Annotated in this window: 16 protein-coding genes; 7 read left to right on the top strand and 9 right to left on the bottom strand. The window is 67.6% G+C overall.

Annotated elements, in window-relative coordinates:
• Positions 1–18: 18 nt before the first annotated feature.
• From FHW78_RS08435 to FHW78_RS08425, 3 genes are all read right to left on the bottom strand, one after another.
• Positions 19–1,170 carry a cellulase family glycosylhydrolase gene (locus tag FHW78_RS08435; RefSeq protein ID WP_183639466.1) on the bottom strand — a complete coding sequence of 384 codons (1,152 nt, stop codon included), beginning with the start codon at positions 1,168–1,170 and terminating at the stop codon, positions 19–21.
• 103 nt (positions 1,171–1,273) lie between these two features.
• Positions 1,274–2,401: an aldose epimerase family protein gene (locus FHW78_RS08430; RefSeq protein WP_255443167.1), complete on the bottom strand. Its 1,128-nt coding sequence runs from the start codon at positions 2,399–2,401 to the stop codon at positions 1,274–1,276.
• A 144-nt stretch (positions 2,402–2,545) separates the two neighbouring features.
• Entirely contained in the window at positions 2,546–3,466 is a 921-nt protein-coding gene (locus FHW78_RS08425) for a 2-dehydro-3-deoxygalactonokinase (RefSeq protein WP_183639465.1), read from the bottom strand.
• Positions 3,467–3,647: 181 nt separating this feature from the next.
• Between FHW78_RS08425 and FHW78_RS08420 the strand changes: the two genes are divergently transcribed.
• The gene (locus FHW78_RS08420; RefSeq protein WP_183639464.1) at positions 3,648–4,658 is read left to right on the top strand and encodes a glycoside hydrolase family 43 protein; all 1,011 of its coding nucleotides are present in this window, start codon (positions 3,648–3,650) and stop codon (positions 4,656–4,658) included.
• Positions 4,659–4,710: 52 nt separating this feature from the next.
• Here FHW78_RS08420 and FHW78_RS08415 read toward each other — a convergent pair whose 3' ends face one another.
• Positions 4,711–5,661, bottom strand: a complete 951-nt coding sequence (locus FHW78_RS08415; protein ID WP_218533451.1) for an alpha/beta hydrolase — start codon at positions 5,659–5,661, stop codon at positions 4,711–4,713.
• A 3-nt stretch (positions 5,662–5,664) separates the two neighbouring features.
• Entirely contained in the window at positions 5,665–7,011 is a 1,347-nt protein-coding gene (locus tag FHW78_RS08410) for a choice-of-anchor Q domain-containing protein (RefSeq protein ID WP_183639463.1), read from the bottom strand.
• A 251-nt stretch (positions 7,012–7,262) separates the two neighbouring features.
• Here FHW78_RS08410 and FHW78_RS08405 point away from each other — a divergent pair, with 251 nt between their 5' ends.
• The 3 genes from FHW78_RS08405 (at position 7,263) to FHW78_RS08395 (ending at position 12,941) form a co-directional block, all read left to right on the top strand.
• Positions 7,263–7,694 carry a DUF4440 domain-containing protein gene (locus FHW78_RS08405; protein WP_183639462.1) on the top strand — a complete coding sequence of 144 codons (432 nt, stop codon included), beginning with the start codon at positions 7,263–7,265 and terminating at the stop codon, positions 7,692–7,694.
• A gap of 241 nt (positions 7,695–7,935) precedes the next feature.
• Positions 7,936–9,747 carry a sensor domain-containing diguanylate cyclase gene (locus tag FHW78_RS08400; RefSeq protein WP_183639461.1) on the top strand — a complete coding sequence of 604 codons (1,812 nt, stop codon included), beginning with the start codon at positions 7,936–7,938 and terminating at the stop codon, positions 9,745–9,747.
• 206 nt (positions 9,748–9,953) lie between these two features.
• Complete coding sequence (locus tag FHW78_RS08395) at positions 9,954–12,941, top strand: EAL domain-containing protein (RefSeq protein WP_183639460.1); 2,988 nt, start codon at positions 9,954–9,956, stop codon at positions 12,939–12,941.
• Between the two features lie 51 nt (positions 12,942–12,992).
• Here FHW78_RS08395 and FHW78_RS08390 read toward each other — a convergent pair whose 3' ends face one another.
• Positions 12,993–13,787, bottom strand: coding sequence for a CHAD domain-containing protein (locus FHW78_RS08390; RefSeq protein WP_183639459.1), 795 nt, complete (start codon positions 13,785–13,787; stop codon positions 12,993–12,995).
• A gap of 272 nt (positions 13,788–14,059) precedes the next feature.
• Here FHW78_RS08390 and FHW78_RS08385 point away from each other — a divergent pair, with 272 nt between their 5' ends.
• Positions 14,060–15,082 carry an NADP-dependent oxidoreductase gene (locus tag FHW78_RS08385; RefSeq protein ID WP_183639458.1) on the top strand — a complete coding sequence of 341 codons (1,023 nt, stop codon included), beginning with the start codon at positions 14,060–14,062 and terminating at the stop codon, positions 15,080–15,082.
• Between the two features lie 100 nt (positions 15,083–15,182).
• Here FHW78_RS08385 and FHW78_RS08380 read toward each other — a convergent pair whose 3' ends face one another.
• On the bottom strand, positions 15,183–16,319 hold the full coding sequence (locus FHW78_RS08380; RefSeq protein WP_183639457.1) for an ROK family transcriptional regulator: 1,137 nt from the start codon (positions 16,317–16,319) through the stop codon (positions 15,183–15,185).
• A 159-nt stretch (positions 16,320–16,478) separates the two neighbouring features.
• Here FHW78_RS08380 and FHW78_RS08375 point away from each other — a divergent pair, with 159 nt between their 5' ends.
• Positions 16,479–19,037: a TonB-dependent receptor gene (locus FHW78_RS08375; RefSeq protein ID WP_183639456.1), complete on the top strand. Its 2,559-nt coding sequence runs from the start codon at positions 16,479–16,481 to the stop codon at positions 19,035–19,037.
• Positions 19,037–20,149 (top strand): YdcF family protein, encoded by a 1,113-nt coding sequence (locus tag FHW78_RS08370; protein WP_183639455.1) that lies wholly within the window; start codon positions 19,037–19,039, stop codon positions 20,147–20,149. Before FHW78_RS08375 ends, FHW78_RS08370 begins: the two co-directional genes overlap by 1 nt.
• Here the strand turns inward: FHW78_RS08370 and FHW78_RS08365 are convergent.
• Together FHW78_RS08365 and FHW78_RS08360 are read right to left on the bottom strand one after the other, a co-directional pair.
• On the bottom strand, positions 20,044–21,459 hold the full coding sequence (locus tag FHW78_RS08365) for an MFS transporter (RefSeq protein ID WP_183639454.1): 1,416 nt from the start codon (positions 21,457–21,459) through the stop codon (positions 20,044–20,046). The genes FHW78_RS08370 and FHW78_RS08365 overlap by 106 nt on opposite strands.
• Before the next feature lie 334 nt (positions 21,460–21,793).
• Complete coding sequence (locus FHW78_RS08360) at positions 21,794–23,983, bottom strand: S9 family peptidase (RefSeq protein ID WP_255443267.1); 2,190 nt, start codon at positions 23,981–23,983, stop codon at positions 21,794–21,796.
• Between the last annotated feature and the right edge of the window lie 195 nt (positions 23,984–24,178).

Here is a 24,178-nt window from a genome sequence, read left to right as displayed (position 1 = left end):
CCGGTGGGGCGTCTCGGTTCAGTGACTGGGAACGGCGTTCCCGGGCGTGTCGGCAAGCTTGCGGAACAGCTCGGCTTCACGCGCGCGGTAGGGCGTGCCGTCGGCCTTGAGCAGATCGTGGAACCACAGGGTCGGCTCCTGCATGGTGTACGGGCGCTGCCAGCTGTCCCACGGAAAGCGGGTCTGGATGGCACCGTCGACGAAGCCCCAGTTGATCATGCCGATGTTCTCGCGCCGCGCGATCGGCAGGATGGTGTCCACGTTGGAGCCGTTGCCGCGCGCCAGCCACTCGGTGCAGATCAGCGGACGGTCGTAGCCGCGCAACTGGGCGATGCGCGCCTCGAAGGCTTCGGGCTGTTCGTAGTTGTGGAAGGTGATGACGTCGGACTGCTCCAGCTGGGTGCGCTGGATGGCGTTCAGGCTCTTGGCGCCAGGCGACCAGTCGTCGCCGATCCACACGCCGCTGGTGAGTGGCTGGATCGGCTTCTTCGCGCGCGCCCATTCGAAGATCCTGGGCAGCAGTTCCTCGATGCGCGCCTGCTCGCGGTCCAGTTGCTTGTCCATGTAGTTGCCGCCGCCCGGGTTGTCCGGTTCGTTCCACAGGTCCCAGGCCAGCACCCGCTTGTCGTTGGCGAAGGCACCGACCACGCCCTGTACGTAGGCGCGGAAGTGCGCGTCGTTGGCCGGATCGACCAGTTCGTGCCGGCCCGGGCTCTGGAGCCAGCCGGAGTTGTGCACGCCGGGAATCGGGCGGCGCTGCGCGCCGAGCACCGGATCCGGATCCCAGCAGCTGTCGAACAGCACCAGCATCGGCCGGATGCCGTGCTTCGCAGCGATGGCGAGGAACTGGTCGAGGCGCTTCAGGAAACCTTTCTGATCCTGCTTCCACAGCAGGTCGTGCAGATAGACGCGCATGGTGTTCATGCCGAACTTTTCGCGCGCCCAGCCGAGCTCGCGATCGATCGCCACCGGATCAAAGCTCTCGGCCTGGAACATCTCCAGCTGGTTGATCGCGTTGGAGGTGGTGTAGTTGGCGCCGACCAGCCAGGGCTGCTGTTCGTACCAGCTCTTCGCTTCGGCCTGCGACCAGCGTTCGCCGTCGGCGGCCGTCGCCATCGGCGCGGTCGCGGCGAACAGGATTGCAAGCAGGGGGGTGAGCCACTTTTGCATCGGATGCATCTCCATTACCTGAGAGGATTCGGGCATGCCTCCGGCATCCACGGCGGCAAGGGCCGTCGCGGTGGGTGGCATGCGGCGCCGGTTGGCGCCGGGATCAACGGGTGCTGCTGGCGTCCTTGTCCGTGGAGAACCGGTAGACCATGCGGTTCACGTACTGCTGGCCGGGCACAAGGCGCGCCGAACCGAAGGCGGGCTGGTTCGGCGTGTCGGGAAACAGCTGGGGTTCGAGCGCGATGGCATCGCCCTGGCGGTATACGCGGCCGCTCTTGCCCACCGTGGTGCCGTCCAGGAAGTTGCCGGAATAGAACTGCAGGCCGGGCTGCGCGGACACCAGCGACATCACCCGGCCGGAACGCGGGTCATGCACGCGCGCCACCTCGCGGGCTTCCTTCGCCGGTTCGCGGCTGATCACCCAGTTGTGGTCGTAGCCGCGACCATGCAGCAACTGCGGCTCGCTGCCGGTGCGAAGATCCCGGCCGATTGGCTTGGGCGTGCGGAAGTCGAACACGGTGCCGGCCACCGGCCGGAACTCGCCCGTTGGAATCAGGGTGGCGTCGACCGGCGTATAGGCGTCGGCGGCGATCATCAATTCGTGATCCATCGCCGTGCCGGATCCTTCGCCGGACAGGTTCCAGTAGGCGTGGTTGCTCAGGTTGACGATGGTCGGCGCATCGGTGCTGGCGCGGTATTCAATCGCCAGGCGGCCATCGCCTTCGAGCGCGTAGGTGGCGGTGACCGTCAGCGTGCCGGGATAGCCCTGGTCGCCGTCGGCGCTGACGTGGCGCAGGGTGGCGCGATCAGGCTTGGCCTCGACCACGTCCCAGACCACCTTGTCGAAGCCACGGGCGCCGCCGTGCAGGCTGTTGGGGCCATCGTTGGTGGGCACGCTGTATTCGCGTCCATCCAGCGTGAACCTGCCGCGGGCGATGCGATTGGCGAAGCGCCCGACGACGGTGCCGAAATATTGCGGCTTGGCCAGCGTGGCCTGCAGCGTCGCGTCGCCCAACACCACGTCGGCGTACTTGCCGTCGCGATCCGGCACTTCCAGCGAATGCAGCGCCGCGCCCAGCGTCAGTACACGCGCCTGCATGCCGCTGCCGTCGCGCAGCAGGATGGATTCGACCTTCGTGCCGTCCGGCAGCGTGCCGATGACCGTGCGCTGCTGCGCGCCCGCCGATGCGGCGACCGCGAGCGCCAGCGCACCCATGCAACCAACTGCCATCCCCTTGCCAAGCAACATCGCTCTTGACCTCTCCCAACGGCGTGGAAGGCTACAAAAACATATAATCAGACAATATGCACGTTGCGGCGCAACACATGGCAGGCGGCCTCGGTCACGCGGCCCGCGTGAGCAACCTCGGCCAACCTAGCCGCGCAACGCGTGGATGCCGGTGAATCCGCGTACGACGGCATCCGCCGAGGCGACCGGCCGCGAGGCGATCCCCTGCACCGCCAGCGCAGCCTGGTACAACATGCACACCGGTGCCGATCCGACCAGCGGCACGGTGGTGGCGCGCAGTTCCGGAAACAGCGCCAGCGCGTCGGCGATCTCGGCCCCGATCAACAGGCCGCGCAGGTAGGCGCTGGCGTCCGCGCGCGGCAGCAGGCCGCGAATCACCCGTGCGCGAACGCCGAACAGCAGCGCGCCCAGGCCGAGGGCATGGGCCGCGGCCGCGCCTACGCCGTCCCGGAACGCGGGGCCATCGTGGCCCGGGCCCTCCACGACCGAGGCGAGCAGGCCCGCCGCGGACAGGCGGTCGTGGATTTCGCCCGACATCGCGGTCATGAAGTCATGCACGCGCCCGTCGCGCAGGCGCACCCATTTGGTGTGCGTGCCGGGCAGGGCGATCACGGGCGAATCACCGAGTCGATCGCCGGCCAGCAGGCCGAACAGTTCGGTTTCCTCGCCGCGCATGATGTCCGGCGCGCCATCGGCCTCGCGCACGCAGGCCAGGCCGGGAACGATGTGCAGCGACAGTTCCCCGATGCGCACGGGCACCAGGCCCGCGCCCACCGTCCGCAGGCCGGCCGGGCAGTCGACATAGCCCGCGTCGATCCAGCCGATGTTGGAGCCGATCATGCCGGCCGCGTAGACGGCGCCGGCCTGTGGCCAGCGTGCGCGCACGCGATTGGCGACATCGACCATGCCCTCGCGCGAGAGCGTGGTGATGCCGGAGGCGGATTCGAGCGTGTCGATCACCTGGCCGTCGGCGGCGATGAGATAGGCGCGGAAATTGGAGCTGCCCCAGTTGATTCCGACGATGCTGTCCGCGTGCGCGTGGTTCATGGCGAGGCTCGAATGTGGGCGGTGCGATCCGCTGGCCGCGATCGGCGCGGAGGCGGCTTGTATATTGTCGGATTATATGATTACGTTGGCGGCTCCATGCAAACCGGGTCGCACGCGGCCCGTCTTCCCGCCGTCGTCCGCATCACGCGGCGCCGGGCTGACCGGAAACCGAGGAGGACTCATGTTCCATTGGCCGGCACGCCTGTTGCTGGGCGCAATCCTGCTGTACACGAGCACGGCGAATGCCGCCGAACCACCGGAATTCCGGAATCCGCTGCTGCCTTCCGGGCCGGATCCCTGGATCGTCCGCGACGGCGGGATCTACTACTACATGGGCACGCACGGCAACCGGCTGGCGATCCGCAAGACCCGCGATCTCGCGCGCCTGGCCGAGGCGGAGGAGACGACCATCTGGCGGCCGCCGGCGCGCGGTCCGAACGCCCAGTCGATCTGGGCGCCGGAGCTGCATCGCATCGACGGCAAGTGGTACGTGTACTACACCGCCGCGGCCAGCGGCCACGATGACGACGATCATCGCGGCGTCTTCGTGCTGGAAAACGGAAACGCCGATCCGACCACCGGCGAATGGCGCGATCGTGGTCGGCTCGCCACCCGGCATCCCGGCATCGACGGCACCACGTTCGCCATCGGCGACAAGCGCTACTTCGTCTATTCGCCATACGTCGGACCGGACAGCGTGCTCGCAATCGTGGCGATGTCCGATCCGTGGACGCTGGTCGGCGAGGAAACCATCATCGCGCGCCCGGACCAGGACTGGGAGCGGCAGGGCGGCCGGCAGATCCTGGAAGGGCCGGAATTCCTCGCCGGGCCCCGGGGCGATCTGTTCCTCTCATACTCGGGCAGCGCCTGCTGGTCGGACGATTATGCGATCGGCCTGCTGCACGCGCGCCCCGGAAGCGATCCGCTGCAAGCCTCGTCGTGGACCAAGGCGCCGCAACCCATCCTGGCGAAGAATCCCGCCGGCCATGTCCACGCACCCGGCCACAACGGCTTCTTCGACATGCCCGACGGCAGTGCCTGGATCGTGTATCACGCCAATCCCGGACCCGACATGAAATGCACGGCGAAGCGATCCCCGCGCATCCAGCCGGTGCACTGGCGCGAGGATGGAACCCCATGGCTGGATCCGCCGGTCGGCGAGAGTGCCGCGCCCGCAGCCGAGCGTAGATGAAGGTCCCGTGGTGTCTGCGAACGTCTGGCGGTGTGCCCGGCAAGCCGCGCGGTCAGTGGCCCGACGCGTTTGCCCGTCGCATGAACGCCAGCACCGTGGCGACGAACGCCGAGGGGTTCTCCAGCGGCAGAAGTTCCCCGGATCGCGGGATCAGGCTTCCGGCGGGATTGACCGCACCGCCGGCGCGCAGTCCAGCCAGGTATTCCTGCAGGTCGGCGGGGTCCGCATCGCCACGGACGTAGGCCAGGGCCGTATCGAAGGGCACGCATTCCCGGTTCCGCTCCGCGTCCTCGGGCATGGCCCGGTACCACTCGAACCCGGCACGCAGGGCTTCCGGGCGCTGGTAGGCTTCGGCGAACCGCTGGCGCATGTCGTTTCCAACCGCCTGCCTGTCGCGTGACAAGGCATCGATGAAGTAATCGAAGTAGGCACGCTGCCTGCCCGCCACCAGCGCTTCGGGAAGAGACGGCACCCGATGGAAAGCGAAATGCCAGATGGCCGGATTCGCGACCACCTCGTCCCACGGGTCCAATCCCGGCACCGCCGTATTCATCACCATCGCCCCGGCAATGCGATCGCCGTGGTAACGGGCCGCCGCGTACGCAATCATTCCACCGACGTCGATGCCGGCCACGACGGGGCGCGATCCCCCCAATCGTTCGGCCGCCGCGATCGCCACGTCGGCCAGGGTGGCCTTGTCGGAAGACGGCGGTGGGCCCCGCGATTCGCCTACTTCCGGCAAGTCGATGGCCATCGCGAACGCGTGTCCGCCCAATGCGTCGATCACCGGATCGTAGAGATGGCGGCAATGCGGCCATCCATGCAGCAACAGCAGTGGCGGCAGTCGATCATCGCCGGCAAGCGTGGCCGCAAGCTTCATTGCGTCGATCTGGACGGTAGTGGTTCGCATGCGGACTCCGCTTGCCTGTTGCCCGTGTCCACCCGCACCGACGGCGATGCCCGCGAAGCATGGCCACGCGGGCCGGACGGCGGCCGGCGGCATGGGTCACTCCGCCCGGAACCTGCTCTCGGTCGCGCCGATGTCCGGCGCGTTGCCGCGCACGCGCGCAAACGGACGCCCACGCTGGTCGTGGCGGAGATCGAGCAGGTTGCTGCCACGATCGATGGCCGGGCTGCCACGCAGGAGCAGGTGGGTGGGCGACGGACCGCCGTGGTCCGCCAACGGCGAGAGCAGCGGATCGGCCTGGAGGGTGTCGGCCGGCAACGAGGCCTGCGATGACTGGATCAGGTTGTGGCCGCCCACGACGCCGTCGATGTAGACGGAGACGTCGATGGATGGCGCGCCGAGGCAGGTGTTGCGTGCGACCACGGTGCTTTCCAGGTCGAGTTCCAGGACCGACCGTAGCGCGCCCCTGCAATCCAGGGTGTTCTCGTTGAAGGCGATGGTGCTGTTGAGGATCCTTGCGCCGCCGCCCTGCAGGAGCATCGCCGCCCAGTATTCGGCGACATTGCCGCTGAAGGTGCTGTTGACGATGACGGGACCGGAGTAGGCGTTGATCCCTCCCCCGGCCAGGGCCTCGTCGCGGGCAGGATGCTGCGGCTCGGAGGCGGCATTGCCGGAAATCGTGGAGTCCTCGATCAGCGCGGCGCCATCGATGTGCAATCCGCCGCCGACCCGCGCCCGGTTTCCGCTCACGACCGAACGTCGCAACGTCAGGTCGTTCGCGGCGATGCCACCGCCGTAGTACGCCGAACTGTCGCGGATCTGGCTGTCCAGGACCGTCACCGTGCCGCCCGCGTTGACCGCACCGCCATAGCCGAAGGTCGTCACGTGGGCATCGGACACGATGCTGCGCTCGATGAGCACGTCGCCGAAGGCATAGATCGCGCCGCCACGGCCTTCCTCGGTCCAGTAGATGTCATCACGGACGACCAGCAGGCAGTGGTGCACGCGGGAACGCACGATCTCGATGTTCCCCAGCGACTTGATGCAGCCGCCCATGTCGTGCGAGCCGCCTAGCTCGTCGCGCGAATTCTCGATGGAAAGCTCCTCGATGCGCAGCGTCCCGCGCCCCCAGTGCTCGATGGCCCGGTTGCCGTACCAGTTGCCGTCGATGGCCAGTCGCGCGCGCCCGGGACCCTTGAAGGTCAGGTCCTCCTGCCCGAAGTACAGGCTGCCGCCGAGCACGATGCGATCGCAGGCCAGCCCGCGCAGGTCGATGATGTCGCCGCTGGCGGCGGAACCCACCGCCGCGCGGAGGCTTCCGGGACCGGCGTCGTCGCAGTTGCCCACCGTGATCGTGGCCGCGTGCGCCTGGCCGGATCCGGTGATCGCCGCCATCCCGGACAACGCGGCAAGCAGGAGCCCTGCAAACGAACCACGACGCATCATGGCGGAATCTCCGGAGGCACGGCGTTGCCAGCCGAGCCTGCGGCCGCCAGCGTGGTCGGGTCGTGAAAAGCACGCCTTTGCCGGCGAGTGGGCGCAGGTCCCCGGTTGGGTGCCGGATTCCACCCGTGCATGCCAGCGGACGCGACAGCAGGCGTCAGGAGGGACGATCCCGCCGCAGGCGGCGCCTTCACCGGCTTGCCACCGTTCCGGGGAGGCAGAATGGGGCCGGCACCCTCATCGGAGCGCCTGTCATGGAAACGGAAGTAAGAACGCTGTTTGAACGCTACGAGCGGCTGTTCCGGCAAGCCTTGGCGGGCGAGGCGGACATGGACGAGGTCGCATCCCTGTATGCCTCGGACGTCATCGCCGCTTCGCCGGCCGGGGTGATGTCGGGCAAGAACGATCAGCAGCTCAGGAACGTCATGGCCCAGGGGTATGCGCACTATCGCGACATCGGTACCCGGCGGATGCGGATACGGGATATCCGCGTCGCGCCCATCGACGGGCTTCACTGCATGGCCAGCGTGGCATGGACCGCGACCTATGCGCGCGACGATCTCGCCGAAACGGCGATCGATTTCGAGGTGCATTACCTGGTCCAGGTTCGGGACGGCGAGGCCAGGGTCTTCGGCTGGGTATCGGGCGACGAACAGGCGCTGCTGAAGCGGCACGGCGTCGTCTGAGCATCGCGTCCGCGGGGTCTCCCGCGGGCAGGCCGGACCCGGCGGACGATGGGATCGCGCGATGGCGGTGCGCGGCGCCGGCTGACGGCCGGCGTCCAGGAAGCGTCGAATCCCCCCGACGATGCATGCCGCCCCGTTATCCCCCGGCCCCGGGGTGGCTACACTGGCGCGGGGTCATCGACACGTCGATGACGGGAGGCAGGCCAGGCTGGCGTCTGGCCGGGTATGGCGAGGGGGCGCGGTGGGCGCTGGGAAGCAGGTCAATCGGTGGTCGGACGGCATCGCGCTGGCCGTGCTGGTCGGAGGGACGGCGTGGCTTTCCCTGAAATGGGGGAAAGGCGCGGACGAACTCGCCGCCGTCTGGATATCCAGCGGCATCCTCACCGGCTGGCTGCTGGCGCGCGAGACGCGCGCCTGGCCGCTCTGTCTGGGTGTCGGCATCGCGGCGGACCTGCTGGGCCAGTGGCTGGCCGGGGTGCCGCTGGGAGCCGCGGCCTTCCTGGCGACCTGCCATCTGATCGAAGTGCTGGTGGTCGCGTGGTCGGTGCGCCGGGTGGTGCCGAACGTGGGCGACCCGCAGCGCTGGCTGACCCTGGGGGGCGTTGCCACGGCCAGCACACTGGCCGGCTGCGCGTTGTCCGGCGTGCTGGCGGCGTGGATGGCGGAAGCTTCGCTGCCGTCCAGTTTCGTGCGGGCGTTCCTGGGCTGGTACGCCGCGCACGTGGTGGGCATGGTGATCTTCGCCACCACCACCCTGGTCCTGCACGTGGAAGGCTGGCGGGCCATCGCGCCGCGCGGCAAGCGGCGCAGCTTCGTCATCAGCATGGCGCTGATTGCCGCGGTGGGTGCGCTGGTGTTCAGCACCTCGTACCCGGTGCTGTTCCTGACCTATCCGCCGCTGTTGCTGGCCGCGTTCCGGCATCGGTTCCCGGGCGTGGCGGCGGGCGTGATCCTGCTGGGCGTCATCGGCGGCACCCTGACCGCCCAGGGCAACGGTCCGTTGTGGGGACCGGAGGATCTGGGCGATGCCGGCCGCATCGCGCTGCTTCAGCTGTACCTGGCCGGCGGCTGCCTGATCACCATCCCGGTGGTGCTGGGCATGGCCGAGCGCGACAAGCTGACTTCCAGGGTGCGCGAGAACGAGCACCGCTACCGCCTGCTGGCCGACTACTCCGGCGATCTGGTGGTGCGGCTGCGGCCGGATGGCGAGCGCGTGTACGTGTCCCCCGCGTCCGAGGACATCCTCGGCTGGAAGCCGGCGGAAATGCTGGGCCTGCGCTGGAGCCTGGTGCATCCCGACGACCAGGGCCGGCAACGTGTGGCAATGGACGAGGTGCTTGCTTCCGGCCAGCCGCAGACGCTCAAGTACCGGGTCCGCCACCGCGACGGGCACTACCTGTGGATGGAGGTGGTCATGCGTCCCATCCCCAAGGAAAACAATCCGGCGGAGAACGACTTGATCCTGACCGGGCGCGACATCAGCCGGCGGGTGGCGGCGGAAGAAGCGCTGGAAGCCAGTCGCCGCGAACTGGAGCGGTTGAGCCGGGTGGATGCGCTGACCGGCGTGCCCAACCGCCGGCAACTGGAGGAACGGCTGTCGCTGGCGTTGCTGCGCATCGAGCGCAGCGGCGAGGCGCTGGCGCTGATGTACCTGGACATCGACCACTTCAAATGCATCAACGACACGCATGGACACGCGGTCGGCGACAGGGTCATCCGCGAATTCGCGCGCCGGCTGGTGTCGTGCGTGCGCGCGACCGATCTGGTGGTGCGGCTGGGCGGTGACGAGTTCGTCATCCTGCTTGAACACATCACCCACCCGGTGATGGTCAAGGTGGTCGCCGAGAAGATCATCGCCAGCGTCCGCGAACCGCTGCAGCTGGAGGATCTGACCTTGCAGATCTCCACCAGCATCGGCGCCGCCTTCGCCCGCGAAGTGGAGGCGCAGGAGGATCTGCTGGTGGCGGCGGACGATGCGCTGTACGAGGCGAAGGAGGGGGGCCGTGATCAATACCGGGTGAGCGTACTGGGCGCGGAAGCGCCCAGTGCCTGAGTTCGCCTGGAAATGTCCCGCCATTCGCATCGTTGGCGGATGGCTTGCAACAGCAAGGATCCCTTGCCGGAATCCGCAGCCGGCTCGCGTTTCCGGGTCAACGGCAAGTGACGACATTCATCACAAAAACACCTACGCGCACTCGGTAACGTAAAAAAATCATCCCACCCGTGGAATGAGGGCCGTCCTGAGCGATCTTCCCCGCCATGACTGACGATTCAATGGACATGAATCCCGCAAGGTTTGCCACGTTGGCCCGTTCCCTGCCGGCATTCCGGCGGTTCGGCATCCTGCTGGGGCTGGCGCTCACCGTCGCGCTGCTGGCGGCGATCGTGCATGACCGCGGCACGCGGGTCGATGCCGCCGAGCGCCACAGCCTGGCGGTCGCGGTGGGCATCGACCGCCTGCTCCATTACGAGCTACGCCACCTGGAACGCGCCCTGCGCGGCATGGCGGGCGATGCCGACGGCTACGTCCGCGACTATCCATCGCAGAGTACCTGGGACATCTCCTCGGCCATCCGCGCCGTGATTTCCAGGAATGCCGAGCTGCAGGACATCGATCTCTATGATCGCGAGGGAAAGCCGATACGGCGCGGGGTCAGCGAGTATTCCTCGCAGGCGAACTTCCAGCCGCCCCCGGGAGAAGGGGATCTCAGGACCGGCAGGCTGCAGGTGCAGGGCCACAGCCATCCGGTGGTCCCGCTGGCGTTGCGGACCCCCGATGGCAACTGGCTGGTGGCGCGTTTGCGGACTGGCGAACTGCAACGCCTGCTGGAAGGGTTGGACATCGGCCAGCTCGGCAGCGCGGCCATCCTGGATCGTGGCGGGTACCTGCTGGCGCGTCAGGGCGAGGCGGGCGATATCGGCAAGCGGGTCGACATCCCGCTACTTGCGGCGGGAGAAACCACGCAGGTCAGGCGGGTCAGCCCCCTCGACCAGGTCAGGCGCTACGCCAGCTTCACCTCCACCAGCGGCTATCCGTTCGTGGTCGCGGTCGGCATCGCCGAACGGGAAGTGCTGGCGCCGTGGTGGAATTATGTGGTCAGCGCGTCACTGCTGCTGGTCTTCTACTGGCTGGGTGCAGCCTATCTCGTCAGGCGATTGCTGTCTTCGGAAACCGCGCGCCTTGCCACGCAGGGAGAACTGGTGCGGCATGCCGACTGGCTGGCCAAGGCGCAGGAAGCCTCGCGTGCCGGGGTCTGGGCGCTGGAGCTGGATCAGGAAAAGGTCCGCGCCTCCGCGCAGGCGGCCGCGCTGTTCGGATTCGACCAGAAGCCGGACCTGATTCCGCTGGAAGACTTTTTCGAACGCATGCACGACGAGGATCGCGAGCGCGTCAGCCGCGAGTTTTCCGACTCGCTGTCCAGCGGGCAGTCGTTCCATTCCGAATACCGGGTTGTCCTTCCGGACCGGAGGATCCGCTGGATCAGCGCGCGCGGTGCGCGGGTGGCAGACGAAGCCGGCAAGCCGCTGATGACCGGCACCATCGTTGACATCACCGAACGGCGCGAAAGCCAGGCGCAGATCGAGCGTGCGGAAATCCAGTTCCGCGAGCTGTTCGATCTGAATCCGCTGCCGTTCTGGGTGTTCGACCTGGAATCGCTGCGGTTCCTGGCGGTGAACGAGGCGGCCATCCGCAAGTACGGCTATTCGCGCGAGGAGTTCCTCGGCATGACCATCCTCCAGATCCGTTCGCCCGAGGAGCAGGCCGAGGTGCTGAAGTCGGTGCACGATACCGCCGAGCCGCGCGAATCGGAAAATGTCTGGATCCACTACAGCCGCGACGGACGCCCCATGTACGTGCGCGTGCACAGCAGCAGCATCCAGTTCGACGGACGCCCGGCCCGGCTGGTGCTGGCCGAGGACGTCAGCGAACGGGTCGCCTACGAGGAGGATCTGGCGTGGCGGGCGACGCACGATGAAAGCACGGGCCTGCTGAAACTGCGCGCGCTGATCGATCAGGTGAATGCGCGCTCGCAGAACTGGCATACGCCCTATGGCGCGGTCTACCTCCAACTGCGGGATCTGGAGGTGGTCTCCCCCACGCTCGGCCGGCGGATGGGCGAAGCCATCCTGTCGGAGATCTCGCGCCGGCTGTCCGCGGTGGCCGGCCGCTACGGGCCGGCCGCCTACCTGCCCTCTGATGCGTTCGTGCTCGTCGCACGGGACGCGCGCGAGATCGAGCGGCTCGTCGCGGAGGTGGTCAGGGTGCTGGCGGATCCGGTCGAATTCGAAGGCGGCAGCCACCGGGTCGAAGCCTGGATTGGCGTGGCCGATTCGCCGGGCGTGGTGCCCGGCGCCGCGGAGCAGGTGGTCGATCACGCCGCGCTGGCGGCGCTGCATTCCCGCAACGAGAACGAGCCCGCGACCGTGTTCCGGCTGGAAATGAACGAGCAGGCCGCCGAGCGCCTGGCCATCCTGTCCCGGCTCCGCCGTGCGATCGCAGGCAACGAGTTCGAGCTGTTCTTCCAGCCCGTCACCTGCCTGACCACCGGCGACGTCGTGGCGATGGAGGCCTTGCTGCGCTGGCGCCAGCACGACGGCAGCTACGTACCGCCGGCCCATTTCGTGCCGCTGGCCGAGGAATCCGGCTTGATCGTGCCGATCGGCGAATGGGTGCTGGAGCATGCGGCCCGGGCGAGGGCGCGGCTGGGCGCGGCAGGCTGGGACGACATCGCCATCGCCGTCAATGTGTCCGCCGTGCAGTTCCTGCAGGGCACCCTGCCATCGAGTCTTCGCCAGGTGCAGGACAGGCATGGATTGCCGCGCGGCGCCCTGCATGTGGAGCTCACGGAAACGGCGATGCTCAAGAGCCGGGAGGCCGTGCGCGCTTCGCTGGAGGAACTGCAGCGCCAGGGCGTCTGCATTTCCATCGACGATTTCGGCACGGGCTTCTCCAGCATGGCGTACCTGCGCGATCTGCCGCTGGATTACCTGAAGATCGACCGCAGTTTCGTGATCGGCGTGCATCGCGACGAGAAGAATGCTTCCATCTGCCGCGCTCTCATCGCGCTGGGGCGAGGCCTTGGCTTGCGCACCATCGCCGAGGGCGTCGAGGAAAAGGGAGAGTACGACTGGCTGCGCGACAATGCCTGCGATTACGTGCAGGGCTTCTACGTGGCCAGGCCGGCACCGCTGGAGGTGGTGATGGAACGGCTGGACGCGGACCGGCGGGTGGTTTCCCGGCGATAGCGTGCGGCGGGACGTCGCGACGGCATCATGTATCCGTTGCGACAGCCCCGGTCAGCGCGGTTCCTTCAGCTCGCGTTCGATGCGCCGGCGCATGACCTCGCGCTCGAAGGTCATCGGCATGCGTTCCAGCACATCGGCCAGGTGCTCCTTGTCCTGGCGTTGACCCAGCCGATTGCTCTGCTTGTGCAGGATGCGGATGGCCTTGCCCGGAGTCTCGCCGTGAAGCGTCTCCGGATGGAAATCCGGGACCAGCGTGCGCAGCAGTTCCAGTTGCATGCGCAGGCGCCGCGCGCGGCGGCGCAACCTGTGCAGATGCTCCGGCGACGGATCGCGTTCCGCCTTGCGTTCGGCTTTTTTCAGGCGCTTGCGCGAATGACGGAGCGCCTCGTGCAGGTCGTCGTCTTCCAGTTCCGACCACGCTACCGTCTCCAGCGCGCGCGTGCAGGCATCAAGCAGCATCTGCCTGCGCGCGAAGTCGGGATCGCGGCGGAGCGCGCGTTCCAGCATGTGATCGCGGCGTTCGGCCAGCCAGCGCACGACGTTCTGCGCGGAGGCCGGTTCCTGCGATGCGATGGCCTCGGCCGTTTCCAGCGCGACCTGCGCATCGCGCAGCCGGGACAGGCTGTCGCCGAGGCGCCGCAACTCCCGGTCCACGACTTCGATCGCCTCCAGCCGCCGCACGGCCAGCGCCAGCAACGCGCGCAGGCGCCGGATGGCCTTGCGCGCCTCGTGCACCGCGCGGTGCGGATGACGCCGATCGGCGAGCGCGCGCCGCACCGCCCGCAGTTCAAGGCGGACGCGGCGGTTGATCCGAGCCTGCAGGGTTCCCCGGGCGGAGGACTTCATCGGCGGCGCCGGCGGCGTGGCGGACCGCCACCTTAGTCCCGGCACGCCCGTCTGCCAAGCACGGCACCCGTCGGCCAAAGGACGGCGTTTCCCGCGGGGACCCGACCTGCCTGATGGAAGGCAGGTTGACGTCGCATGTCCCCGGTGCAGGCGAGGACGGCCGCCCCGTTGGTTCACCGCTCCCGATGGAACACAGATTTCGAGCGGGTTCCCGGGCAGGGAGAGTGGTGCCGGTGCGATGCTGTCGGACCCCCTGAACCTGGTTCCCGCGAATGAGCAATCCCATCAACACCCGTATCGTCCTGGCGGCGCGTCCGAGTGGCGAGCCTGACGCGTCGCATTTCCGTCTCGAACGGCTGCCGGTGCCCGCGCCCGGTCCGGGCCAGGTGCTGCTGCGCAACCGCTACCTGTCGCTGGATCCGTACATGCGCGGACGCATGGATGCCGGGCGTTCCTATTCGCCGCCGGTGGCCATCGACGACGTCATGGAAGGACGCACGGTGGGCGAGGTGCTGGAATCCCGCCATCCCGGATTCGCGGTGGGCGATCAGGTCGTGGCCACGGGCGGCTGGCAGACGTTCGCGGTCGTCGATGGCGATGCGATCACGCGCAGGCTCGACGGCATGACGCTGCCGCTCAGCACGGCGCTGGGCGTGTACGGAATGCCGGGCTTCACCGCCTATGCCGGCCTGCACGAGATAGGCAAGCCGCAGCCGGGGGAAACGCTGGTGGTCGCCGCCGCCAGCGGCCCGGTCGGCGCCACGGTCGGCCAGATCGCGAGGATGCGCGGTGCGCGCACCGTCGGCATCGCCGGCGGCGAGGCCAAGCGGCGGTACCTGGAAACGATCGGCTTCGACGTCGCGCTGGATCACCGCACGGATGATTTTTCCGAGCAGTTGCACACCGCGGTACCGGAAGGCATCGACGTGTATTTCGAGAACGTGGGCGGCAAGGTGTTCGACGCGGTCGTTCCCCTGCTCAACGACTTCGCCCGGATCCCGGTCTGCGGCACGATTGCCACCTACAACGCGCGCGGCCAGGTATTGCCAGGACCGGATCGCCTGCCCGGATTCTTCAGCCAGATCCTGCGCCAGCGCCTGAGCGTGCGCGGCTTCATCCAGCGCGATTTCATCGATCTGTTTCCCCGCTTCCTGGAAGAGATGGGCCAATGGCTGGCGGACGGCCGCATCCAGTATCGCGAGGACATCGTGGAAGGCCTGGAGAACGCGCCCGAAGCCTTCTTCGGCCTGCTCAAGGGACGCAACTTCGGCAAGCTGGTGGTGAAGCTGGATTGAGCGTCAGCCGCGATGGCGGCGCGTCGAATGCGGTGGAGCCGAGCTTGCTCGGCTTCGTGGATTCGGGCGGTGCCGGAGGAGCAGCGGAGCGAGCTCCGCTCTACGGGGTGGCGGCGGTGGTGTAGTGCAGCGGCAGGCTGGCGGCGCCGACACTCAGGCTGGAAGCGGACAGGGGCGAGACCACGACGCGGGGCATGACGAGTTCGGGCGGCAGGGTCGGCGGCACGCGCTGGCGCACGAGATCGGCCAGCAGATGCAGCAGCTTTTCCGGAATCAGGCCGTGCAGGACGATGCCGTCCAGATCCAGCGCGACGGTGAGGAACCTGCACAGGTCGTGCATGCAGGGATAGACCCGCTCGGCCCACCCGTGGAGCAGATGTTCGGGAATGTCCTCGATCACCACGTCGCGGACATGCCGCGGCGGCCACGCCATGCGTTCGCCCAGGTACGCGAGCAGATCGCGGCCCGAGGGGCGGATGCTGGAGTAGGGAAACAGCCCGCCGAATTCGCCGGCGTGGCCGCGTGCGCCACGAAACGGACGGCGGTCGAGGATCAACCCGCCGCCGAAGCCGTAGGCGATGTGCATGACCGCGAAACTGCCCAGCCGTTGTCCCTCGCCGTAATACATTTCCGCCAGCGCCACGGCCTTGGAGCTGTTCTCCAGCCAGCAGGGCAGTTCCAGCACTCCGGCGAAGAACGCCTGCAGATCGAGCGGCTTCCAGTCCTCGAATTCGTCGGGCAGATCGTTGTTGCCTTCGGGGCGGGTGCCGGAACCGTACGCGCCCAGCGCCACGCCGGGCATGGAAACGCCGGCGCCGATCAACCGGGACGTGTCGATGCCGGCCTCGGCGATCAGTTGCCCGAGCATGTGCGAGGCCGCCGCGCCCACCTGATCCGGCGCCAGGGTCGGCAGCGGCAGCCTCGCGCTCGCGCAGACGCCGCCCTCCATGTCGACGATGCAGCCTTCCAGATATTCGCTCTGCACGGCGATGCCGGCGGCGAAGGCGCCGCGCGGATTCAGCCGCACCAACTGCGCGGGTTTGCCGCGCTGGCCGTCGCGCACCTTCTCCGATTCGATCACCAGTCCGCGGTCGAGCAGTTGCTGGATCAGTCGCGACAGGGTGGGCGGCGCCAGGTCCGATTCGCGCGACAGCTCCGCGCGGGACATCGGTCCGCGATAACGGAGCAGGTCGAGCACGCGCTGCTCGCTGGGCGCCAGTCCCAGGGCTATGGACATAGATCCATTCCTTTATATTCCAGTGACAAAGATATTACGGGCGAATTTCGTCAAGGACACAGAATAATTCGCGATTAAGCATGAAATCCGGCTGAAACAATCAGAAAGTATGTTTCTTGGCGGAATATATTTTGCCCCGCCACCCCCACCGGAGCCACCATGTCGAGCCTTACCCGTCGTTCTGCCTTCAGGCTGTCCGTCCTCGCGGCCGGCATCCTGACCGCGCTGCCGGGGTTCGCCCAGAACCCGCCGGCCGCCGATACCGCCCCGGCGTCCGCGGCGCAGGACACCCCGGCACGCCCCGCCGATGCCCGCCCGGGCAACACCGACGCCAACACCCTGGACGCCATCGTGGTGACCGGCGCCGCGCGCACCCAGCGGCGGTTCGACGCCTCCTACGCGGTCAATTCGCTGACCGCCGAGGAAGTGCAGCGGCTGGCGCCGAAGAGCTTCGCGGATCTGCTGGGCAGCGTGCCGGGCATCCATGTCGAATCCACCGGCGGCGAGGTGCAGAACATCACCCGCCTGCGCGGCATACCGACCGATCGCGGCTACATCGTGTTCCAGCAGGACGGCCTGCCACTGTTCCACGAGATCGACGGGCACTTCTTCAACTCCGGCGAGGGCATGCACCGTTTCGACGTCATGAACCAGCGCGTGGAAATCGTGCGCGGCGGTCCGGCGCCGATCTATGCCAGCGGCGGCGCAGCCATCGTCAACAACGTGCTGGTCGAGGGCGGCGACGAAACCCGTGGCAAGGCGCAGCTGACCCTGGGCGACACCGGGCTGTACCGCGGCGAGGCGTACCAGTCCGGCGCGCTGTCGGAGGACACCTATTACGCGGTGGGCGGATTCCTCCGCCATCACGACGGCTACCGCGACAACGGTTTCCCGAACGACCAGGGCGGCCAGCTGCGCGCCAACATCAAGCACTACATGGAAGACAGCTGGATGAAGTTCAGCGCGACCTACGTCGACGACCACAACGTGTTCTACCTGCCGATCCCGGTCGCCGATCCGCGCAATCCCTCGGTATCGCTGAATCCGTACCTGGATTACTTCGAGGGAACGATGAACTCGCCGTCGCTGCGCAACGTCTCGCTCAAGTACCTGGACGCGGCCGGCGTGATGCACGGCCTGCGCCGGGATCTGGCCGACGGCCGCCACATGCGCTTCGGCAACGTCGGCTTCCAGTACGAGAACACCGCCGGTGACTGGACCATCTCGTTCAAGTCCGGCTACACAAAGGGCAAGCTGAGTTTCGACGCGCTGTATTCGACGACCAATCCAGCCGATGGCAACACCTTCGCCAACAGCTACCTGGAGCGGGCGCGGGCCGCGTTCGGTCCGGACGTCGCCCGGATGGGCTATGCCCTGGCCGGCAGCCGCGGCACGGCGGCCTATGACCCCTATGGCGCCTCCGGCCTGGTGATCTCCGCGCAGTACCGCGCGATCGAGTCGGAATTCTATTCGGCGCAGGCGGATCTGAGCGCCGCGCGCCGGTTCGAAACCGGCCTGGGCGCGCACGAGGTCAATTTCGGCATCTACACCGCCTTCTACGGCACCACCGCGTTCACCGCCTACCAGGACATGCTGCTGGAGGTGTCCGGCAAGCCGAGGACGCTCGATCTGGTCGCCTATTCGGCCGCCGGCGCGCCGCTGGGTTACGTCACCGACAACGGCGTGCTGCGCTACACCACCACGCTCAATGCCGGCGAAGTGGATGCGCGGATGCTGGCGGTCTACGCCAACGACACCTGGGAAATCACCGAAAAACTGAAACTGGATGGCGGCATCCGCCACGAGAAGTACAGCTACGACGGCTACGCCGAAGACACCGCCGCCGCGAACCTGGGTGATGCGACCACCCTGGCCGACGACACCACCCGCCGCTTCAACGGCGCCACCCAGACCCACAACCTCAGTCCCTCGGTCACCAACTGGACCGTGGGCCTGAACTACGACTTCCGCCCGGGACTGGGTGCGTACGCACGCGCTTCCCATGTGGAGATTCCGCCGCAGTCCAGCGTCGCGCGCAGCATCAATCCGACCATCGTCAAGACCGCGACCGATCAGTACGAGCTGGGCCTGAAGGCATCGTTCGGGGCCTCGTACCTGTACCTGACCGCGTTCTACACCAAGTTCGATCCGCTCAACGCCTCGTTCGTGGCATACAACCCGACCACCGGCCGCAACGACCAGTCGGTGCCCTTCATCGGCACGGCGGTATCGAAGGGCGTCGAGATCGACGGCCTGTTCCGGGCTACGGACTGGTTCGCGGTGGCGGGTGCGGTGACCTTCAGCGATCCGCAGTACAAGGATCTGCAGAACAACTCCGGCGCCGACCCCAGCGCGGTGAACGGCAACCAGATCGTCCGCGAGCCCAAGTTCTACGGACATATCCGCCCGACCGTGAACTTCGACGCCGGTGATGGACAGATCGAGGCTTATCTCCGCTACGATGTGGTCGGCAAGGCCTACGTGGATCTCTTCAACCGCACGATGCTGCCGTCCTATCAAACCCTCGGTTTTGGCGTGTCCTGGAAGCGTGGCCCGTGGGGCGTGCAACTGGTGGGCGACAACCTGACCAACGAAGAGGGCCTCACCGAAGGCAACACGCGCACCGACGCGTTGTCCGGGCAGGGTTCGAGCGAGGCCATCTACGGGCGGCCGCTGTTCGGGCGCAACTTCCGCCTGGTCCTGAGCCGGAGCTGGTGATGCGCATCGCGGCTCTGCTGTGCCTGATGCTGGCGGTGGCCCAACCCGGATTCGCCGCGACTGTGGAAGACGGCATGACCGCCGCGCTGGGCCAGCGCCTGTTCCCGGCGCTCGCCGCGATCCGCCGCGACCAGGCGGGCACGGAGGTTCGCACCCTGCTGGCCGCGCGCGAGCGCCGGCTCACGCAGTGCGGTGACGATGCCGCCTGCAAGGTCGACGCCGCGCGCTGGAACCGCCAGGAGATCGACGCGATGGCGACGCTGGGGGCGCCGGACCGCCCGCCGGAGGCGATCCGCCGCGAGCTGGCCGGACTCAATTCCATCCTTGATGTCTACGGCAAGGGCGCGGCTTCGCGCTATCCGCGAATCGACGGACCGATGGGCGAGGCGGGCAGCCAGCGGCTTGCCGCCGACGTCGCCACCGCCGTGGCGATCAGCGAGGTCGGCCGCGGCGAGGCGGTCGCCTCGCTGGACGCCAGCATCGGCCTGGCGCTGGCGCTGATCGACGTCAACGACCGGCTCGACGCGATCGCGTTCGAGCCCATCGAGGGTGGCCTGAACGCGGCCGCCTTCGCCCAGGCGAAAACGCTGGACTGGTCGCGCTACCGCTACACCGCGATCATCGTGCTCGGGGCCGGGCCGGAAGATCCGCTGACGCCGCTGAGCGCGCGCGGCAAGCTGCACGTGAAGGTCGCCGCGCAACGCTATTTCGACGGACTGGCGCCTTTCATCATCCTCAGCGGTGCCGCCGTCCACCCGCGCGGAACCCGCCATGTCGAAGCAGTCGAGATGCGCCGCGCGCTGGTGGAGCGGTACGGCGTTCCGGAGAACGCGCTGGTGATCGAACCCTATGCCCGGCACACCACCACCAACCTGCGCAATGCCTCGCGCCTGTTGATGGCGATGAAGACGCCAGCGGATCGCGATGCACTGGTGCTCAGCGACCCGAAGCACATCGATTACGTGGTGGGCGCGGAGTTCGCCGAACGCAACCGGACCGAGTTGGGCTACCTGCCGGGCACGCTCGGCAAGCGCACCTCGCCATTCGACGTGCCGTTCCGTCCCTCGCCGGATTCGGCGAAGGTGGATCCGCTGGATCCGTTGGATCCCTGAGGGACGGCTTCAAGCACGGGAGACGGGCGCGGGCGCCCGGCGTGCGATTCGCGCAGCGACTTCATCGTCCGATAGATGACCATGGTGCAGACGAGTGCGCCGAGCGCGGCCAATGCCGCCGCCCGCGCCAGGGCAAGCCCGTGATCGGCCGCCGGCGACCGCGCCACCGCCGGATCCAGCACCTGGCCCAGCATCAGCATCGACAGGGCGATGCCGAGCTTGGAAGCGAAGGTGTAGATGCCGTAGGACCAGGTGTCGGCGCGCGTCGCGGTCCGATCGTGATGGCGATGGATCAGATTGGCGGCCGTTCCCCAGAGCAGCATGGTGCAGCCGAATGAGCCGCCGCCATAAAGAAACGCGAAAGTATTCAGTCCGATATCCCCGGCAACACCCGGCAGCGCGAACGATCGTGACAGGCCGAGGCTGGCGATCGCGGACAGGCAGGCGGCCAGCAGGAACGCCGCATGTTCGCCGCGGCGCGAGGCCAGCTGCCGGAATAGCGGCAGCAGCGCCAGCGTGCCGATGGAAAAGGCGATCAGCACGCCGGAACGCGACGCCAGGTAGGGCATCATCCTGCCCATCACCGAGAGCAGGCCGGCGTTGACGAAGGTGGCGATCAACAGCATCGCCATGCCCTCCGGCAGGCGCGGAAAAGTGCCGCTGCGGATCCGGGCGGCGACGCCATGGACATTCCTGTTGGCGGAATCGTCCACCGGTTTCCGGACGACGCGGGCCAGTCGCCAGGCGGATAGCAGTGCCGGCGCGCACAGCACTGCGATGAACAGCGCGATGTGTCCGCCGGAAGGCGACGTCGCATGTTCGCCGACCAGCAGATAGGCGGCGAGGGCCACCAGGATGCGCGCGGCGCCACTGAGGAAATAGCGCCCGGCCGAAAGTTGCAGGACTTCCCGGTGGTCGCGCGCGAGCACCGATGTCAGTGCATTCTGGGGAACGTCGTAGAGCTTGTAACAGAGCTGGAACACCAGCCCGGTGCCAAGGGCGTGGACGACCGGCGATAACGGCAGTGGCACCGAGAACAGCGCCACGAACGCGAGCGTCGAGATCAGCGCTCCCCACGCCTGCAGGCGGACCAGCCGGTGAGGCACGTCCGGGCCGCGTCCGATCAACCAGCCCGCCACCGGATCGGCCAGCGCGCCGAACAGCATCAGCGCCATCGTCAGCAGCCCCATCGTCTGCGGCGGCAACTGGAGATGCTGGGTCAGGAAATAGGCGAACAGCAGATCGTAGGCGTGCCAGACCAGGCTCTTTCCACCGTGAGCACCCAGGTAATCACGGAACGGCTTGTGCATGGCGGGTTCCGCGAGGGGCTCGGGTGCGTGGGCGGGGGCATGGGCGTGGACGTGGACACTCCCATGCTCGGGCACAGTTATAGAGCCGTGACGCTACGCGTTCATTTCAACCATGGCGTTGCGGTCGCGTGGCGATCGCAACAGGATTTGCGATTGGGTGAAACGTTCCCGTAACCGGGGCAGCGGAAAATTCCCTCCGTAGCGACGAGGCTCCCTCTCTCCCCCTCCGTCGCTGCTTGCAGAGCCCGGCATTCATTGCCGGGCTTCGCTTTTTCCGGTGCTGGCGAACGGGCGCGTTGGCCCGTTCATCCGGCGCGCGAAACAGGCGCGTGGCTCAGGGCGCCGAGGACGCCGAGTTCCAGCGCGGTGTCGGCCGATCCTGGAGATGGCGGATGAAGAAGTCGTAGTGGCGGCGCTGGACGTAGTCGAAGGGTTCGGACCAGCGTCCCACCGAATGGCCGGCACCGGGCATCATCAGCAGTTCGAAATCCTTGTCGGCGCGGATCAGCGCATCGGCCACCTGCAGGGTCGAGGCGGGATCCACATTGGCGTCCTGTTCGCCCACGATCAGCAGCAGGTCGCCGCGCAGCTTGTCGGCGTGCTCCACGCCCGACGCGGCCGAGTAGCTGGCGTTGACCGGCCAGCCCAGCCACTGCTCGTTCCACCACAGCTTGTCCATGCGGTTGTCGTAGCAGCCGTTGCTGGCCACGCCAGCCTTGTAGAACTCCGGATGGAACAACAGCGCGTGCAGGGTGTTCTGCCCGCCCGCCGACATCCCGTGGATGCCGACCCGGCCGATGTCGTAGGACGGATCCGTCGCGGCCATCGCGCGGTGCCAGGCGATGCGATCCGGGAAACCGGCGTCCTGCAGGTTCTGCCAGGCCACGTCATGGAAGGCCTTTGAGCGGCCGGTGGTGCCCATGCCGTCGATGCGGACGACGATGAAGCCCAGATCCGCCAATGCCTGCATCCGCACCAGGCTGTCGCTGCCCGAATCCATGTCGAACGGCCAGAAGCGCTTGGGCACGAAGGCGCCGTGTGGCCCGGCGTAGATCGACTCGATGACCGGATAGTGCTTCGACGGGTCGTGATCGCGTGGACGCACCGCGATGCCCCAGATGTCGGTGGCGCCGTCGCGGCCCTTGGCGGCGAAGATCTGGGGCGGATTCCAACCCGCCGCGCGCAGCGCGCCGACATCGGCGCGTTCGAGCACCGACACCAGGCTGCCGTCGGCGCGGCGCAGTTCCGAGACCGGCGGCAGATCCACCCGCGAATAGGTATCGAGGTAATAGGCCATGTCGCTGGAGAAGGCGACATCGTGCCAGGCGTCGGCCTGGGTCAGGCGGGTGAGATTGCCGCCGTCGAAGTCGACCCGGAAGTAATGCTGAAGATACGGGTCCTTGCCCGCGTCCATGCCGCCGGCGGTGAACCAGATCTGGCGCTTGTCGTCATCGACCTTGACCACGTCGCGCACCACCCATTCACCGCGCGTGATCTGGCGCTTGACCTGGCCGCTGGCATCGTCGAACAGGTACAGGTGGCGCCAGCCGTCGCGTTCGGAGATCCACAGCACCTCGTTGCCGTCCTTGCCGACGTCGTGGCGATAGAGGTTCCAGGCATTGACGAAGGTCGGGCTGTCCTCGCTGACCGCCACCCGCGCCTGGCCGCTGGCGGCATCGACGCTGATCACGCGGACCTGCTTGAAACCACGCTGGATGTATTCGAACGCGAAGCTCGCGCCGTCCTTGCGCCACTGGATCTCCCACAGTTGCAGCGGGTTGGGGAACAGCGCGTCGTCGACGACCCGTACCGTGCGCGAATCGACATCGATCAGTACCGGCCGTTCGATGTCGACCTCGTCGCCCGGCTTGGGATACAGCTGGGTGTGGACGAGTGGCTGGATCTGGTTGCGGGGAGTGGATTCGACCCGGGTGACGCGGCGATCGGTGCCGGGCTTGACCCGGTAGACCGCCAGGCGCCGGGAATCGGGCGACCACGCGATTGATTCGGGATCGTAGAAGGCGTCGGCGCGGCCGTCGCGGGTGAGCGGTTCGGGCTGCGCCAGTGAACCGGCCGCGCGGATGACTAGATCGTGGCCCTGCGCGAAGACTTCCCACTTGCCGTCCGGCGAGTGGCGCGGTGCGTTGTCGGCGGGCTGGGTCATGTCGCGCACGACGCCCCAGCCACGCGGGCGGCTGGGCGTGCCATCGTCGCGCGCGCAGGTGTAGGCCTTCAGTTCGCAACGCCATGGCCGCGGCTCGGCCAGGCCGATTTTCATCTTGATGGCGCGGCCTTCGTCGGCGAATTCGAAGTCGCGGAACGGCAACCGCAGCGGCTCGTAGCGTTCGCCGGTGGCCTTGCCCAGCGCCGCCGCCAGGCGTGCCTGGTCGAAGGCCGGGCGCTTGCGCTGATCCTTCGGGTCCACGATCACGTAGCTGAAACCGCCGGGTACTGTCTTGCGGTAGTAGAAGCGGCCATCGTGGGTGGCCTTGGCCGCGAAGGGCAGGTCGCGGGTCAGGTACATCCATTCCTGTCCCAGGTGCAGCGAGCGCTGGTAGTCCGCATCGCCGGGAGCGGTATCACTCGCTGAAGCGACGAACGGCGAGAGCAGGGCCAGTACAGTCAGGGCCGCGCGTGACCGGCGGGTGGCGGCAGGTGGGCGAAGGGCATCTTTCATTCGATCTTCTCTGGAGCCAAAAAAAGAAGGGGCCGGCCGGCT

This window comes from Pseudoxanthomonas sp. OG2 (assembly GCF_014192765.1).
Taxonomy (GTDB): domain Bacteria; phylum Pseudomonadota; class Gammaproteobacteria; order Xanthomonadales; family Xanthomonadaceae; genus Pseudoxanthomonas_A; species Pseudoxanthomonas_A beigongshangi.
This window is presented reverse-complemented; position numbering and strand designations above follow the sequence as displayed.

Bases quoted from the DNA above. Each gene is read 5' to 3' on its own strand.
- FHW78_RS08435 (WP_183639466.1), bottom strand. From the start codon at position 1,170: ATGCAAAAGTGGCTCACCCCCCTGCTTGCAATCCTGTTCGCCGCGACC.
- FHW78_RS08430 (WP_255443167.1), bottom strand. From the start codon at position 2,401: ATGGCAGTTGGTTGCATGGGTGCGCTGGCGCTCGCGGTCGCCGCATCG.
- FHW78_RS08425 (WP_183639465.1), bottom strand. From the start codon at position 3,466: ATGAACCACGCGCACGCGGACAGCATCGTCGGAATCAACTGGGGCAGC.
- FHW78_RS08420 (WP_183639464.1), top strand. From the start codon at position 3,648: ATGTTCCATTGGCCGGCACGCCTGTTGCTGGGCGCAATCCTGCTGTAC.
- FHW78_RS08415 (WP_218533451.1), bottom strand. From the start codon at position 5,661: ATGCCGCCGGCCGCCGTCCGGCCCGCGTGGCCATGCTTCGCGGGCATC.
- FHW78_RS08410 (WP_183639463.1), bottom strand. From the start codon at position 7,011: ATGATGCGTCGTGGTTCGTTTGCAGGGCTCCTGCTTGCCGCGTTGTCC.
- FHW78_RS08405 (WP_183639462.1), top strand. From the start codon at position 7,263: ATGGAAACGGAAGTAAGAACGCTGTTTGAACGCTACGAGCGGCTGTTC.
- FHW78_RS08395 (WP_183639460.1), top strand. From the start codon at position 9,954: ATGACTGACGATTCAATGGACATGAATCCCGCAAGGTTTGCCACGTTG.
- FHW78_RS08390 (WP_183639459.1), bottom strand. From the start codon at position 13,787: ATGAAGTCCTCCGCCCGGGGAACCCTGCAGGCTCGGATCAACCGCCGC.
- FHW78_RS08385 (WP_183639458.1), top strand. From the start codon at position 14,060: ATGAGCAATCCCATCAACACCCGTATCGTCCTGGCGGCGCGTCCGAGT.
- FHW78_RS08380 (WP_183639457.1), bottom strand. From the start codon at position 16,319: ATGTCCATAGCCCTGGGACTGGCGCCCAGCGAGCAGCGCGTGCTCGAC.
- FHW78_RS08375 (WP_183639456.1), top strand. From the start codon at position 16,479: ATGTCGAGCCTTACCCGTCGTTCTGCCTTCAGGCTGTCCGTCCTCGCG.
- FHW78_RS08370 (WP_183639455.1), top strand. From the start codon at position 19,037: ATGCGCATCGCGGCTCTGCTGTGCCTGATGCTGGCGGTGGCCCAACCC.
- FHW78_RS08365 (WP_183639454.1), bottom strand. From the start codon at position 21,459: ATGCACAAGCCGTTCCGTGATTACCTGGGTGCTCACGGTGGAAAGAGC.
- FHW78_RS08360 (WP_255443267.1), bottom strand. From the start codon at position 23,983: ATGTACCTGACCCGCGACCTGCCCTTCGCGGCCAAGGCCACCCACGAT.